At 46.6% G+C, this 14,634-nt stretch carries 12 protein-coding genes, 1 tRNA gene and 1 pseudogene; 6 read left to right on the top strand and 8 right to left on the bottom strand.

The window, feature by feature from the left end:
• Positions 1-3: 3 nt before the first annotated feature.
• Together JCM23214_RS22210 and JCM23214_RS06545 are read right to left on the bottom strand one after the other, a co-directional pair.
• Positions 4-609, bottom strand: coding sequence for a 2OG-Fe(II) oxygenase family protein (locus JCM23214_RS22210; RefSeq protein WP_025898255.1), 606 nt, complete (start codon positions 607-609; stop codon positions 4-6).
• A gap of 122 nt (positions 610-731) precedes the next feature.
• Positions 732-1,217, bottom strand: coding sequence for a hypothetical protein (locus tag JCM23214_RS06545; protein ID WP_025898254.1), 486 nt, complete (start codon positions 1,215-1,217; stop codon positions 732-734).
• 238 nt (positions 1,218-1,455) lie between these two features.
• On the opposite strand from JCM23214_RS06545, the pseudogene JCM23214_RS19450 reads away from it, so the two are divergent.
• The 3 genes and pseudogenes from JCM23214_RS19450 (at position 1,456) to JCM23214_RS06530 (ending at position 5,503) form a co-directional block, all read left to right on the top strand.
• Positions 1,456-3,256, top strand: a pseudogene (locus tag JCM23214_RS19450) (acyl-CoA dehydrogenase family protein).
• Positions 3,257-3,372: 116 nt separating this feature from the next.
• On the top strand, positions 3,373-5,196 hold the full coding sequence (gene typA, locus JCM23214_RS06535) for a translational GTPase TypA (RefSeq protein WP_025898253.1): 1,824 nt from the start codon (positions 3,373-3,375) through the stop codon (positions 5,194-5,196).
• 85 nt (positions 5,197-5,281) lie between these two features.
• A complete protein-coding gene (locus JCM23214_RS06530; RefSeq protein WP_025898252.1) occupies positions 5,282-5,503 on the top strand; it encodes an acyl-CoA carboxylase biotin carboxyl carrier protein subunit in 222 nt (73 codons plus the stop codon).
• Between the two features lie 43 nt (positions 5,504-5,546).
• Here the strand turns inward: JCM23214_RS06530 and JCM23214_RS06525 are convergent, their stop codons facing one another.
• From JCM23214_RS06525 to JCM23214_RS06515, 3 genes are all read right to left on the bottom strand, one after another.
• Entirely contained in the window at positions 5,547-5,918 is a 372-nt protein-coding gene (locus JCM23214_RS06525; protein ID WP_025898251.1) for a DUF4870 family protein, read from the bottom strand.
• Between the two features lie 40 nt (positions 5,919-5,958).
• A complete protein-coding gene (locus JCM23214_RS06520) occupies positions 5,959-9,177 on the bottom strand; it encodes a coiled-coil domain-containing protein (protein WP_025898250.1) in 3,219 nt (1,072 codons plus the stop codon).
• Between the two features lie 119 nt (positions 9,178-9,296).
• Positions 9,297-10,439: a CaiB/BaiF CoA transferase family protein gene (locus tag JCM23214_RS06515; RefSeq protein ID WP_037493009.1), complete on the bottom strand. Its 1,143-nt coding sequence runs from the start codon at positions 10,437-10,439 to the stop codon at positions 9,297-9,299.
• 200 nt (positions 10,440-10,639) lie between these two features.
• Between JCM23214_RS06515 and JCM23214_RS06510 the strand changes: the two genes are divergently transcribed.
• Both JCM23214_RS06510 and JCM23214_RS06505 read left to right on the top strand, forming a co-directional pair.
• Complete coding sequence (locus JCM23214_RS06510) at positions 10,640-11,452, top strand: hypothetical protein (RefSeq protein WP_025898248.1); 813 nt, start codon at positions 10,640-10,642, stop codon at positions 11,450-11,452.
• A gap of 15 nt (positions 11,453-11,467) precedes the next feature.
• The gene (locus JCM23214_RS06505) at positions 11,468-12,361 is read left to right on the top strand and encodes a mechanosensitive ion channel family protein (RefSeq protein ID WP_025898247.1); all 894 of its coding nucleotides are present in this window, start codon (positions 11,468-11,470) and stop codon (positions 12,359-12,361) included.
• Here the strand turns inward: JCM23214_RS06505 and JCM23214_RS06500 are convergent.
• From JCM23214_RS06500 to JCM23214_RS06490, 3 genes are all read right to left on the bottom strand, one after another.
• The gene (locus tag JCM23214_RS06500) at positions 12,358-12,852 is read right to left on the bottom strand and encodes a P-loop nucleotide/nucleoside kinase family protein (RefSeq protein ID WP_025898246.1); all 495 of its coding nucleotides are present in this window, start codon (positions 12,850-12,852) and stop codon (positions 12,358-12,360) included. The two genes, JCM23214_RS06505 and JCM23214_RS06500, sit on opposite strands and share 4 nt — an antisense overlap.
• 219 nt (positions 12,853-13,071) lie before the next feature.
• Positions 13,072-13,148, bottom strand: a tRNA-Val gene (locus tag JCM23214_RS06495).
• Positions 13,149-13,230: 82 nt separating this feature from the next.
• The gene (locus tag JCM23214_RS06490; RefSeq protein ID WP_025898245.1) at positions 13,231-13,602 is read right to left on the bottom strand and encodes a response regulator; all 372 of its coding nucleotides are present in this window, start codon (positions 13,600-13,602) and stop codon (positions 13,231-13,233) included.
• 146 nt (positions 13,603-13,748) lie between these two features.
• On the opposite strand from JCM23214_RS06490, the gene JCM23214_RS06485 reads away from it, so the two are divergent.
• On the top strand, positions 13,749-14,606 hold the full coding sequence (locus JCM23214_RS06485; RefSeq protein WP_025898244.1) for an N-formylglutamate amidohydrolase: 858 nt from the start codon (positions 13,749-13,751) through the stop codon (positions 14,604-14,606).
• Positions 14,607-14,634: the final 28 nt, after the last annotated feature.

Genomic DNA, 14,634 nt, shown 5'->3' with positions numbered 1-14,634 from the left:
TCCTTAGCGAAAACTATGACCGTGCAACCAACCTGATATGAAATGGCGGGTTCCTCTGGTTACAGGAGTAATGCGGTGCAGCCAGTAAGAAGGGAAAACGATCAGAGTTCCCTGCTGGCGAAATCCTTGCGTATCCGTGTTCATGTTATGCAAAATTACATCCCCTCCGTCATAACTGGATGGGTCGGAGAGCTGTAAAATAAAGCTTAGCTTTCGCGAGGAAGTGAAACCGGGGCCAATATCAACTTGCCAGTCGTCCTCAGAATAGTTGCCTTTTTTTTGCCGCGAAAGCCACGGCATATCATCTGCTGGAACGCCCGTCAGTTCAAAACGCCACGCATCCGAGTTCACCTGGCAAACTCCGAAATTAATCTGATCCAGCGGGTAACCATTTTTTCCCAAAGGTAGACGTTGCCGTTCAATCGCTTTGACCTCTTTAGTATCAGGGAAAACCGGCACGTTTCCCGGCCCTAAAGGCAATTTGCAATTCCATGCAGACATGTTGGCCTGTGCCACAATCTGCGCACATTCCTTGGGAGCTAAAACCTGCCAGTGCATTGACAGGGAAACATTGGAATTACGAAGCGGTAACATTGATATCTTGTTCATTATTTTCTACCTGAAGCTGGGACCATGGATCCAACCGACGACCACTTTTCTCGCCCCCTTCGTCATAGGAGCGATACGGTGAAGCCAAAATGCGGGAAACACGATCAAGGTTCCCTTGCCTGTCAATTGCTCTCGCTCTTTTCGATACGGTGAAACCCAAAATCGCCACCTTCATATTCGGTACCTTCCGTCAATTGCAGTGAAAAGCCCAGCTTTCTCGACGCTGTTTCTCGCTGCCCCAAATCAACATGCCAGTTGTTATGATCCCCTTGCCGAAAATAGTTCATTACCCAAGGCAAATCATCTTCAGCAAATCCCCCAAGATCAAATCGCCATAGTTGGGAGTTTGCATGACTGATCTCCTGCGCAATGCGATTTAACGGAAAACCGTCCTCATTCACCGGTATTTTTTGCTGATAATTACTGCGATAATCTTTCTCAACAGTGAAAACGCCGCGTTCCACGACACCGCCCACCATTGCTTCTTCCCATTTATCTTCATCCAGCGATGCTAGAATCTGGTTACATTCTTCTTCTGTGAACACCTTATTCACATAGATGGACGCAACCGAATTATTCCGCATTGGTGCTGATGGAATGACGATCATACTCTACCTCCCAAAAATCGTCTCAGCATGACCGGTCAGCATTAATACCTTCTTTGTGACCGCGATCACAATGTGACGCATGTCACATTGTTAGGCAGAATTAGAATTGATTGCAAGTGCTGTTCACCGAACAAGAGGCTTCACATCAAATTTGCAATAAAAGCGTTGAACAGGGGGCGCAAAACTATGCTAAACAAAATCAGCGAGTATCACTAATCAATAAAAAAGAGTATGACCGATGCCTCTGGAAACAATCAGCCTTGAAGATATTTCCTTTCATTTAACAGAAATGCTCGATGTCAAACGACTTTGCTCTCGGGACCGTTTCTCGGAACATGATGAGGCCGTTTTTGACGCGGTTTTAAAAACTGCTGAACAGATCGCAGGGGACTTGTTTGCCCCCCATAATCAGAAAGCTGACCAAAATGAACCAACATTTGACGGGGAAAAAGTTCACATAATTCCCGAAGTTAAGGATGCATTGGCAGCTTATATTGATGCTGGTTTTATGGGTATTCAGCATGATTATGATGTTGGTGGAATGCAGTTACCGGCTTCAGTAGCGATGAGCTGTAGCGCCATTTTCAATAGTGCAAATGTTGGAACCGCAGGCTATCCATTTTTGACCATCGGCGCATCGAATGTCTTGCGAACCTACGGAAGTGATGAACAAAAACACCGCTTCATGGAACCTATGATTGAAGGTCGCTTCTTTGGAACCATGTGCCTATCTGAACCACAGGCTGGATCCTCTTTGTCGGATATCAAAACACAGGCGGTTCCACAGGATGATGGGACATACCGCATCACAGGAAATAAAATGTGGATATCAGCAGGTGAACATGAGCTGTCTGAAAACATTATCCATTTGGTCTTGGCGAAAGTCCCCGGTGGCCCAGCCGGAGTAAAAGGGATATCCCTTTTCATTGTCCCCAAATTTCTTGTCAATGATGATGGAAGCATTGGAGAGCGGAATGATGTCAGCCTTGCTGGCCTCAATCATAAAATGGGGTATCGTGGAACCACTAATACACTTCTAAATTTCGGAGAAAATGAGGGGGCCGTCGGATATCTGATTGGTGAGGAACATAAAGGGTTATTCTATATGTTCCATATGATGAACGAAGCCCGTATCGGAGTTGGCCTCGGTGCGGTAAGCCTTGGTTACGCTGGCTATCTCTACAGTCTTGAGTACGCAAAGAATCGACCTCAAGGGCGACACCCTGATGGAAAAGACCCGACCTCAGATCAACTGATGCTGATCGAACATGCCGATATAAAACGCCTTCTGTTAGCTCAGAAAGCTGCAGTAGAGGGTGGGTTGGCTCTTTGTCTCTATGCAGCAGATCTTGTGGATGATGAAAACACGTCACCCAACGAAAAGGATCGCGCAGAAGCGTCCCTGTTACTGGATACATTAACGCCAGTGGTAAAGTCTTGGCCAAGTGAGTTTTGTCTTGAAGCTAACAAACACGCCATTCAAATCCTTGGTGGATATGGATATACGCGCGATTACCCTGTTGAGCAGTATTACAGAGACAATCGATTGAACTATTCATGAAGGTACTCACGGGATACAGGGACTTGATCTGTTGGGTCGTAAAGTCATGATGAATAACGGAGCAGGCCTTAAACTGGTCGCCCAAAAAATCACTGAAACAATTGAACAGGCTAACAAATACGACAAGTTATCAGAATTTGCAGCGACCCTGAAAAACAGCCTCGACACCATTATCGAAACCACACTGAAAGTCGGCAAGGAACTAGAAAAGGGCCACGTCAATCTGGCGCTTGCGAATGCAACTCTATACCTAGATATGTTTGGCCATATGGTAATTGGGTGGCATTGGTTGAGAATGGCAATTGTCGCGACTGAAAAGTTATCTGACAATGATGCTAAAAATCCTGATTTTTATCATGGGAAGTTGGTGGCCTGTCAGTATTTTTACAGATACGAAATGCCGCGAATTAAACCATGGTCTGACCTGATCAAGTCCATTGACGACACAACATTCAAGACCAGCGCAGAAATCTTTTGACCCTTTAAAGCACTAAAAAGCGTTCAGGTTCATCATTCTTTCATCAGAGCTTGCTATATATAGCTTCGCCGCTATACTGCGCGCGCATTTTTAAATTAGTGATTGCGTTAAATATCATGGAAATTCGTAACGTTGCCATCATCGCCCATGTTGACCATGGGAAAACCACTCTTGTTGACGGCCTTTTAAAACAGAGTGGAACATTTAGAGAAAACCAGCAGGTTGCTGAGCGGGCAATGGATTCGAATGATCTGGAGCGAGAGCGCGGCATTACCATTCTGGCAAAATGTACTTCTGTTGAGTGGAATAATTATCGCCTTAACATTGTTGATACACCGGGCCATGCTGATTTCGGCGGCGAAGTTGAGCGGATCCTGAGTATGGTGGATGGTGTTGTGGTTCTCGTGGACGCTGCTGAAGGCCCCATGCCACAAACCAAGTTTGTAACCCAAAAAGCACTGGGATTGGGACTTCGCCCAATTGTTGTTATAAACAAGGCTGATCGGCCCGACGGGCGCCCCGAAGAAGTTCTGGACGAGTGCTTTGATTTGCTGGTTGCACTGGATGCAACGGAAGACCAGCTGGATTTTCCGGTTTTGTATGCTTCTGCAAAAGAAGGCTGGGCAGTCACTGATCTCAGCGAAGAGAAAGCAAACCTCAACCCGTTGTTTGATTTGATCGTTGAGCATGTTCCCGCGCCGAAAGTCGACGAGAACGCGCCATTTCGAATGCTCGTTACAACGATTGAAAGCAACCCTTATCTGGGCCGTTTGCTCACAGGCCGGGTAGAATCAGGCGTGCTTAAAACCAACGATCCGATCAAGGGCTTAAACCGAGGCGGCAAGAAGGTCGAAGACGCACGTGCGTCGAAGATTATGGCGTTTCGGGGATTGGAACGAGAAGCAATTGAGGAAGCTCGAGCTGGTGACATTGTATCCGTTGCAGGATTAATGAAAACTACGGTGGCTGATACTATTCTAACACCGGAAGGAACAGAGCCCCTCGACGCTCAGCCAATTGACCCGCCGACCATATCTATGACATTTGCCATAAATTCTTCACCGCTGGCAGGAAGAGACGGCGATAAGGTGCAAAGCCGGGTTATTCGTGATCGCCTCATGAAGGAAATAGAAGGCAACGTGTCCATCCGTGTGGAAGACAGTCCAGAGGCCGATAGTTATATTGTTTCTGGTCGCGGAGAACTGCAGCTTGGTGTTTTGATTGAAACCATGCGCAGAGAGGGCTTTGAGCTCTCCATCAGTCGCCCACGAGTGCTTTTTAGAAAAGACGAGGAAAGTGGCGCAACACTTGAACCTATTGAGGAAGTTGTCGTAGACGTAGATGACGAATTTTCTGGTGTCGTTGTTGAAAAAATTGCACTTCGCAAAGGAACCATGACGGACATGCGTCCCTCCGGCGGAGGCAAAACCAGAGTGACGTTCCTTTGTCCTACACGCGGGTTAATTGGCTATCACGGGGAGTTTCTGACAGATACTCGTGGCACCGGCATCATGAACCGACTCTTTCACTCCTACGCACCTCACAAAGGTGAGATACCCGGTCGCAGAAATGGTGTACTTATTTCAAACGCTACAGGTAAAGCTGTTGCCTACGCAATCTGGAACCTCGAAGCCCGAGGCGCCTTCTTCATCGGTAGCGGTGTGGATGTATATGAAGGTATGATCCTTGGTGAGCATAACAGACCCAACGATCTTGAGGTAAATCCGCTAAAAGCCAAGCAGCTTACCAACATTCGTGCCGCAGGATCGGATGAAGCCGTTCGTCTGACCACGCCACGCAAGATGTCATTGGAACAAGCAATTGCTTATATTGATGATGACGAACTGGTTGAAGTCACGCCCAATCACATTCGATTGCGCAAACGCTACCTCGACCCGCATGAAAGAAAAAAAGCCTCTCGCGCCGCTGAAGCTTCCTAAACTAAGTGACGAATTTCTGTTTGGAAAATTGGCTGACATATGAAAACATTATGTCAGCCAATAACAATCAGAAAAAGAGGTCAACATGGCAGTCATCGATATTGAAAGTGAAATTGCGGGCAAAGTCTGGAAGATCGAGACTGAAATTGGTCAAAAGCTTGAGGAGGATGATAGCATTCTGATTCTGGAAAGCATGAAAATGGAAATACCGGTCGATGCACCAGAAGATGGTACGCTGATTGAGATTCTGGTAAAGGAAGGCGATCCGGTCAATGAAGGGCAAGTTGTCGCCCGACTGGAAGTTTAAATTCAAAACCCGCCAAATGGCGGGTTTTTTAATTATATATAGATCACCATGTCCATGTTTTAGGATCAGGAACAGGAACCTGCTGGTCAAGATATTTTAATCCTTTTACACAGCGCAGTATGTACCAGACCAAAAGTGCAAGCAGAACGATAAAGCCGATCACAACAGCCGTAAGCGCTGCTCCTATGAAGCCAAGCAGGAGGGATATCCAAAAGGTACGGATTTGAAACTGGTAATGGCTCTGCATCCATTCCGGCCCGTCCCCTTTGCTAACATAAGCCATGATTACACCGACAACACTTGCAAACGGTATCACTATTGCTGCCAAATAAAGAAAATACACAATCTGTGTCATCTTCCCTGCGCTTTTATTCTGCGCTGCTTCTACTATCTCATTGCTCGGCTCTTCGCTCATGCTATGTCCGCCCCTATAATTAAGTGCTACTGGCAAACGCCTAATCTGTACCTAGAGCGTCTGTCAGCATTAAATATACCTTACCAATATCCGAACTTGAATAGGTATCAAATAACAACTGAGAAAATTCAGAATGTTCTGTCTCATCAAGCAGTTGGTTGAATGATGATCTGTATTGATCCACATAACGCCTAAAATCACCACTCTCCCTGTAGAGTTTGCGAATGAGCTCCTGATCCTTATTTTTGAGTAATTTTTTAGTGAATATGCTCTTTTCACCCCGACGATAACGATTCCACAATTCTTCGGGCAGTGTATTATCCAAAGACCTTGCCAAATCAATGGAAATTGAATGCAAACCGTCAATGATCAGCGCAGATGCTTTGCGGAATGCTTCACCACTGTAAGCCTTTTGGCGTTCTTCTATTTCCTCAGTCTGCCGTTTTACCCTCGCTGATGCCTCTTTTAGGCGATCGGCCTGCTGCTGGAATTTCAAGCTGGCTACAAGTGCTTCTTCTGCAGCACTGTTGGAAGCATTTCTTAAATTCTTGCTCTCCTCACTCAATATACCTGATGTTTCAGTCAAAGAGTTCTCAACCTGCTTTGATGTCACTTCCAGGCGTTTTTTCTGTTCTTCAAACTGCTTGATTAACTCTTGCGATCCCGCTTGAGCCTGTTCAACAAATTGTATCAACTCTTTTGCTTTTTCCCGGAAAGATCTTGTGACCTGATCCGTTCGCGCATTCGCATGTTCGCCGGCTTCCGCCATCTGTCGGGTCAAACTATCCAGGTCCACTTGGAAACGCGCCCGTGTGTTATCAATTTGCTTGCGATGCCTGTTCAGGGCTTCATCTGCAGACTGCAAGCCGCTCAACATCAATTCGCTTGCCTTGGCAAGTTCAAGTGTTTTACGTCGATAGGCGTCACCAGCAACGTTGGATAAGCCTGTTGTTTTTTGCAGTAACCTTGCACGCTCGCTCAACGAATTTTCGATATATTCCGATTTATCAGCCAGTTCACGTGCCACGTCGGTAAGGGCCGCCGTTTCTTCTTTCAACATTTTTTCCATAGTTTCGGCGTTTGTGCGTGCCTGTTCCGACAAAGAAGCCAACTCCTTAAACTGATCTCTTGCAGACTGACTTGCCTCGCCTAGCTGCTCCACATTTTCCTTGGCATTCTTGGAAAGATGCTCACCTTCGCGGTTCGCTTTTTCAGCGGCAGATGTTAACTGGTCCACATATTCGCGGGCTTGATCACCCATCGCCCTTAACTCAGCGGAAGCTTTTTCCGCTATTCTAGCAAGCTCTGCACTTTGCGAATGCGCGCTTTCACCTGATTGACGGGCCTGCAACGTCGCTCGCTCCGCACTGGCCATTAGATCCTGATGCTGACGGACAGCTTCTTCGACAGCCATTGATAGTTTCGACCCCGATATATCCGCACTGGCGGCCAGATCTTTTTGCTTCTGTTCCAATTCAGATACAGCATCTTTAATGGAACGACTGGTGCGGGCACCAGATTGCTCAATATCCTGCGTTTCTCGCTTTAACCCTTCACCAGCATCCCGAATTTCTTCAGACATACGTGTAGTCGCTGTATTCAATGCTTCTGCCTGACGCTGAAACCCGTTTCCAATGCGCGTTAATTGGTTGTTGGCTTCCAGACTGGCCGCAGAAAGGTTATCAATATTCTCATCAAGTCTCGACGAAATATCCTGCGACATTTCATCAATTCGTTCCGCAGCATTTTGTAGAGCATTGAGCTGTTTGCGAAACTTCTCTTGTATCTGTGCTGTTCTGTTTGCAGTACGTTCACTACTTGAATCAAGTTCGCTCGTGTAATCGTCCAAACGCGTTTTCAGGGTCTCAGCATTCTCCAAGGACGTTTCACCTGCTTTAGCAAGCAACTCCTGTCCCCGCATCAAGATATCCTCCACCTGATCAAGATCAGCTTCAGCCACTTTAAAAGATTTTTGAAGTTCATTCACTTCTGTCCTGAGTTTCTCAGATGCCAGAATTATGTCTTCAGAGAGCTCACCAGATAACGTTGCAAGGCGGGCAGCGTCAGTACCCAGCACTTCGCTGGAATGGCTAACATCCTGACCTATCTCATGGGCGGTGGAGCGGAATTCAACCTGCTTTTGCTGCAAACTTTCAATAGCACGATCAAGTTGTCCTATGCCTTCACCAAATTGATTGCGCAGATCTGACAAACGCTCCAATGTTACCGAACTGCGCTGTGAGAGTTCGGACACCTTGTCCGCCACTTCATCGCTGGCAAGAGTGAGGGCCGACTTCGATTGACCTGCTGCAGCCTCAATTTCTTCAATTCGAACTTTGAATTGATCACTACCACGATCCAGCTTTTCTCTCGCATTGTCCGCAGCATTATCGAGACTTCTAATTTGACTGCTCAAAGCCTCACTACTGCTGTTTGCTTTCTCAAGTGTCTGGTTGGCGATACTTTCAATGGAGTGACTTGTATTGTCCAACAACTCGACCATAACAGAGGCTTTTTCTTCAGCCGCTTTAACTGCTTTTTGTAAATTTTCTATCTGATCTTTAAGCCGCTCACTAATCTCGGCACTTTTCCTCTCGGCAAATCCATATGCTTCTTTTAACCGCTCTTCCTGTTCAAATGCGACAGTGTCAAGTTCATCACGTTGCCTCTGTGCATCTTGAAGAAGTTGAGAGATCTTATCCAGGCGCACTTGCATCTGCTCTTGCAAATCATCAGCGTTCGCTATTAATTTGCCCACAGCTTCGCTCGCGACCAGTTGCTGGCTATCTAATTCTGCATTGACTGCCTGCAATCGTGTCGCAGCGTTTTCCGTTTCACTTTGGACTTCGCGTGCATGCCTGCGTAACGTCGAAGTAAGACTGGCAACCCTCGCTTCTGCCTCGGGACTTGGGTAGGAGAGCTCGCGCATTAACGCGTCAAGTGCACCTGCTTGAAGACGATTATCTATCCCACGCCGCAAAAATGCGCCCAACAACCACAAAAATGCCAAAGGCGCAAATGCACCGGCAAAAAATGCACCAATTTCATGGGGTAGCATATGCAGAATATTGGTGTAGCCTATATGCCGGTCGGCATAAACAGCTACGCTTGCAAGCCAAAGAATTGAAACCAGAAAAAGAAGACCAAAGAATAATTTGGAGGCGAGCCCCGACTTCCTTACCGCTTTTACCTGTTCGTGCCCCCCCAGAACCAGTGGAGCTTCTTCCCTGTCATCTGCATTTGGATGTTTAAGCAGCATTGCCTGTCCCCTTTACAACCATGGTTAAGGGTCTCGCAAATCCGACCAAACGTCAAGTTTTTGAAATAGTGTAGTTTTATCGGTCAGGCACAGATTGGAGCCTGACCGATTAAGACACCCTATCTGATGACAGATTTATCTTTTAGACTGGCGATTTCTGCAACTTCAAATCCCCAATCGGCAAGTGCCTCATCAGTATGTTGACCTGGCGCACAAGGAGGTCGCTGAATTTCACTTGGCGTTCTGGAGAATTTGGGTGCAGGTCCCGGCTGCAGAACTCCATCAACCTCAACAAAGCTTCCTCTCGCCTTGTTGTGGGGGTGATCGGCAACTTCGGTAATAGACAGCACGGGTGCAAAACAGACATCACTTCCTTCCATGATATCGCACCACTGATCCCGCGTTTTCTGTTTGATTACCTTCGCCAGTTTTTCCTTTAGCAGTGGCCATTGGCTCACATCCATTTGATCTGGCAACTCTTCTTTATCCAGACATGTCTTTTCAAGAAGCAGTTTGTAAAACTTACCCTCAATTGAACCGATAGACACATATTTGCCATCTGCTGTTTCGTAGACATCATAAAAATGGGCCCCGCTATCGAGGATATTTGTTCCCCTCTCGTCAGTCCAACGTCCGGCGGCTTTCAACCCAAAGAAAGTTGTCATCAAATTGGCCGCACCTTCAACCATGGAAGCATCAACCACCTGCCCCTTACCTGACGTTTTGGCTTCTAAGATAGCCGCCAACAGTCCCATCGCCAAATAAAGTGCACCGCCACCAAAATCGCCGACCAGATTAAGCGGTGGTGTAGGCGGGCCATCTTTACGGCCAATGGCATGCAACGCACCGGAAAGTGCAATATAGTTCAGGTCATGCCCTGCAGCCCTCGCCAAAGGACCATCTTGTCCCCAACCGGTCATACGGCCATACGCAATTCTTTCATTGCGTTCAAAAACGACATCAGGCCCCAGCCCCAATCGTTCCATCACGCCGGGTCGAAAGCCCTCTATGAGTGCATCCGCCTGCTCAATCAATTTTAAGATAACCTCTCGACCGGCTTCAGATTTACTGTCTACTGCGATTGAACGGCGTCCCCGCATTAACAAATTGAACTTTGGATCTGTGTGAACGCCCAGCCCTGTTTCCTGCAATCGGTCGATGCGAATAATCTCCGCCCCCATATCTGCAAGGAGTAGCGCACACATCGGGCCCGGCCCTATGCCACCCATTTCTACAATTTTTATTCCCGCCAGTGGTCCCATTTTTATTTTTCCTTTCTGATGAGGAGTTTTAAACTCCTGCAGTCTAAACACTCCTCTAACGCCTGTCACCAATTGAAAACTGTACGCAGTAGAAACATTTCTATAAATTCGTATGGATATTCAGTCGATTTTACAATTGCTTAAAATGCAGGTCGCGGGCAGTATCCAAAACGCAATTACTTTATTCTAGAGGGGTCCAGATGGGTAAAATTATTGGTGGCGCAATTGCCGTACTAGTGATCGTCGTAGCAGTTTTTGTCGGAGTGGTTTATTTCAATCTCGATAAAATCATCATCGCTGCTGTTGAAGGTTATGGCTCTGATGTAACGAAATCAGAAGTTACACTTGCTGAAGTCGATATTGACATGACTTCGGGGAAAGGAGGGTTGAAAGGCCTGAAAGTCGGTAATCCGGCTGGGTTTGAAGAGCCATCGGCTTTTGAGCTTGGTCAAATTTCCCTTGCACTCAATGTTGAAAAAACCACTGGAGATGTTATCCACATTACATCCATCATAGTAGATGCTCCCAAGGTAACTTATGAGTTAAATAATGTTACCAACAATCTGGACACAATTAAGAAGAATGTAGATGAGTTTATCGCAGCGAATGGAGGCGCAAGCGACTCTTCCTCCAATGAGGAAAGTGGTGATGGCCCTAAACTCATCATTGATTCAATCATTATTCAAAACGGGCAAGTCGTTGTAAAGGCTCCGATTACCATGAACAAGCGCATTGAAGGCAGCCTGCCAAAACTTCACCTAAAGGATATTGGCAAGGATGAAGGCGGCGCCAGTCCGGGTGAGGTAGCGGCAAAAGTTGTTGATACTATCGCCAATAGCGCCATGGGTGTAGTGACCAATCTGGGGGTTGGGAAAACACTTGAATCGCTTTCTGGTGTGCTTGGCAATGCAGCAGGTTCTGTTACCAAAAGCATTACTGAAAGTGGGGCCGCTGAAGGGGCAGGAAAAGCGCTTGAAGGAGCTGCAGGAACTGTCAAAGGTTTATTTAAGTAAGATACGGCGGGCCTAATGATGGATGGATTAGAAGAAAATTTGGAAACCGTAAACAAGTGGCTCGACCTATTGGTTGAGTTTGCTATCAAATACGGCTTTCAAATTCTTGGTGCGTTAGCGTTTTTACTGGTCGGCATGATGGTTTCCAACTGGATTGGAACGCGACTGACCAAATTGGCAATCGCCCGCGGTATAGACCAAACCCTGTCACAGTTCATTGGCAGCACCATCAAATTTGTTCTTCTAATCCTACTTATCATCATTACGCTAGGTAATTTCGGCATCAGCATTGCGCCATTAATCGCGCTCGCAGGTGCCGTTTCTCTGGGAGCAACCCTTGCCCTGCAAGGTCCGATCTCCAACTTCGGTGCTGGAGTCGCAATCATACTGACCCGGCCTTTTGTTGTCGGCAATGTGATCACTGTTCTAGGTGTCAGCGGGGTTGTAAACAAAATTACGCTCGGCATTACCTTTCTAACCGGCGAGGATGGGGAGGAAATATCAATTCCCAACAAAGAAATTGTGGGACAAGTCATTGTCAATTCACATGACACTCGAATTCTTGAGACGAGTTTTAGTGTCTCAGCAGAGACAGATACTCAGGCCTTAATACAAGGCATTCTTGAGATTCTTGCGGATCATCCCGATATCCCCAATGAACCAGAACCTCAAGTAGGCATACATGATTTTACGTATGGTGGTTATGTAATTGGTCTAAGGTCATGGGTACCGGGTCAAAAATATTTTCAAGTTCGATATGATATCAACCACAAAATTCAACAGCTCTTGGACAAGACCGGTGTCGAACTTCTCACCCCTTCAGGCTTGGCCATTGCGATGCCAGCACCCGGCAAAGCCCCGTCTGTTCATATGGGATCTGGCGCGGGTGCTGACGGGACGTCAACTTAATGGCGGACCATTCGGAACCCCTCATCCTCACGAGGGGCTTCGAAATATCCGGTTACCATCATAAATTCCTCAGGTGTCGTGAACTTTGACCCTTCAGGCTTTTCACGGTTACGTTTTTTTAGCTGCACTAGACAGTCGGCATTAGTTCGATCAATAAAATGCAACTCATGCTCTGCCCCTACTTCTTTTAGTAGGTTTTTAAACCACGCCCGCTGAGCTCGTGTGTTACCTGGAAAATCCATGACGACATTTGCACCGGATTTAAGCAGATCCTTGACATGATCCTGCAAGATCCTTTTCAAGCGCGAAGACATGGTCAAATATTGCTCGAAAGTTTGAATTTCCTCTGGAAACAGGCGTGACAACCAAAGGTCCTCACTGATCAGTATAGCCTCTTCCTTTTCGGCCAGTTGACGCGCAAGAGTGGTTTTTCCGGACGCAAGCTTACCGCAGAAAAAATGCAATTTTGGTTTTGTTGATCTTAAAGTCATTTTCTTCTCCTCTCGGTGCCCCGAGGGGAAGAAAACTTGCACGACGATCCGACCCCTCAAGGGCGGACATCTTAATCTTCTTAAAACTCCGCCATTCTATGTCCAAGAATGACGGCCACAATAGTGTTATGTGTACGTGCGTGTTTCATGCCGCGGATGTTAGCGAGCAAAAATAACGCTGTAAAGCGAAAAAATCAGTAAACTTAATTGAATAGGGAATGGTGGGTGTAACAAGATTCGAACTTGTGACCTCTGCCATGTCAAGGCAACGCTCTAACCAACTGAGCTATACACCCACATCGTGCAAGCACGTGAAGTGCGCGTCTTATAATCTGCGAGTAGAAACTTGGCAACCCTCTTTTTTAGGCAGCATGAAATTCAGGACGCTTCCTTGGCTTTAAGTGCTTTATGAACAGCTTCCACCAGAGAACTCAGATGAAATGGCTTTGAGAGCAACTGACTGATACCACTTTGTGCTTCAGGCTCCTCAACTGACACGGCTGAAAAACCGGTGATGTAAATGATAGGAACACCAGGATTTGCTTCCTGTGCTTTCATGGCAAGTTCCAACCCGCCCATGCGTGGCATGACGATATCAGTCACCAGAATATCAAACGGTCCCGCCTTCAAAGCAGGAAGGGCGTCTTCACCATCAGCGAAAGCCAACACCTCATGACCAGCAAGCTCAAGACTGCGTGCCAAAAAATGCCTTACCGAATTATCATCTTCTGCGAGCAGTATACGGGCCATGTCAAAATTTTACGCCAATCTTTATCAAGCATTGTAATCTTTACCCTAGCCTATACTATTGTGCTGGTTAAGGCAAAAGCCCAACCACAAAAATCTTATATTTGTGACAAACACCACCTGCATCCGGTGTCACGACGGAGAATTCAGTGAAAAACCCTGAACAGAGCCCTTATTGTATCCAACTACCGGATCAATGGACGTTACCTCTGATTTTTTCGTCTCCGCATAGTGGGAATCACTATTCAGAAAAGTTCCTCCACCAGACCTGCCTTAATCCAGAACAACTACGCCTTTCAGAAGATTTTAACGTCCACTATCTCTTCAAAGATGTGCCAGCATTCGGTGCTCCTCTTATCCATGCAAATTTCCCTCGCGCTTATTGTGATGTCAATCGTGCAGCCAATGAAATTGATCTGGAAATGTTTGTATCAGCTCCAACTGACCAATCCTGCCACTCCTCGCCTCGCGTCCTTGCAGGGCTGGGCACTATTCCAAAACTAGTGTCCGCAGACACTCCTATTTATGATCGTTTACTTCCCTATAGTGAGGCAGAATACCGCCTGAATAGTTGTTACTATCCCTATCATACTGCTCTGCAGCGTCTGATCGCACTATGCCGAAAAAAATTTGGACGAGCATTTGTAATTGATTGTCACTCAATGCCCGGTAATTCTGAAGCTCAATCGTCCGACCTAGAACTTGCTGATATTGTCTTGGGCAATCGCTTTGGCCGAACCTGCCCCTCGGAATTTTCTGAATTTATTGCGGGAATTTTGGACCAGACAGGCTACACCATCAGTTTCAATGCGCCATATGCCGGAGGGTATATAACTCAAAACTATGCAGATCCGTCTCTTAAAACCCATACATTGCAGATTGAGTTGAACAGAGACCTGTATATGGAATCCGACCCTCTGCGATTACATGATGGACATACTGAACTGATGTCTAGAATACGAAAACTGTTAATGCGGCTTGAAGTTTATTTCACCTCTACGTTTTGAGGCCCAGTTTCGGCACAGCGTTTGCATA

The organism is Sneathiella glossodoripedis JCM 23214, assembly GCF_000616095.1.
Taxonomy (GTDB): domain Bacteria; phylum Pseudomonadota; class Alphaproteobacteria; order Sneathiellales; family Sneathiellaceae; genus Sneathiella; species Sneathiella glossodoripedis.
Note: the sequence above shows the minus strand (reverse complement) of the source record. Positions and strands in the feature narration are given on the sequence as shown.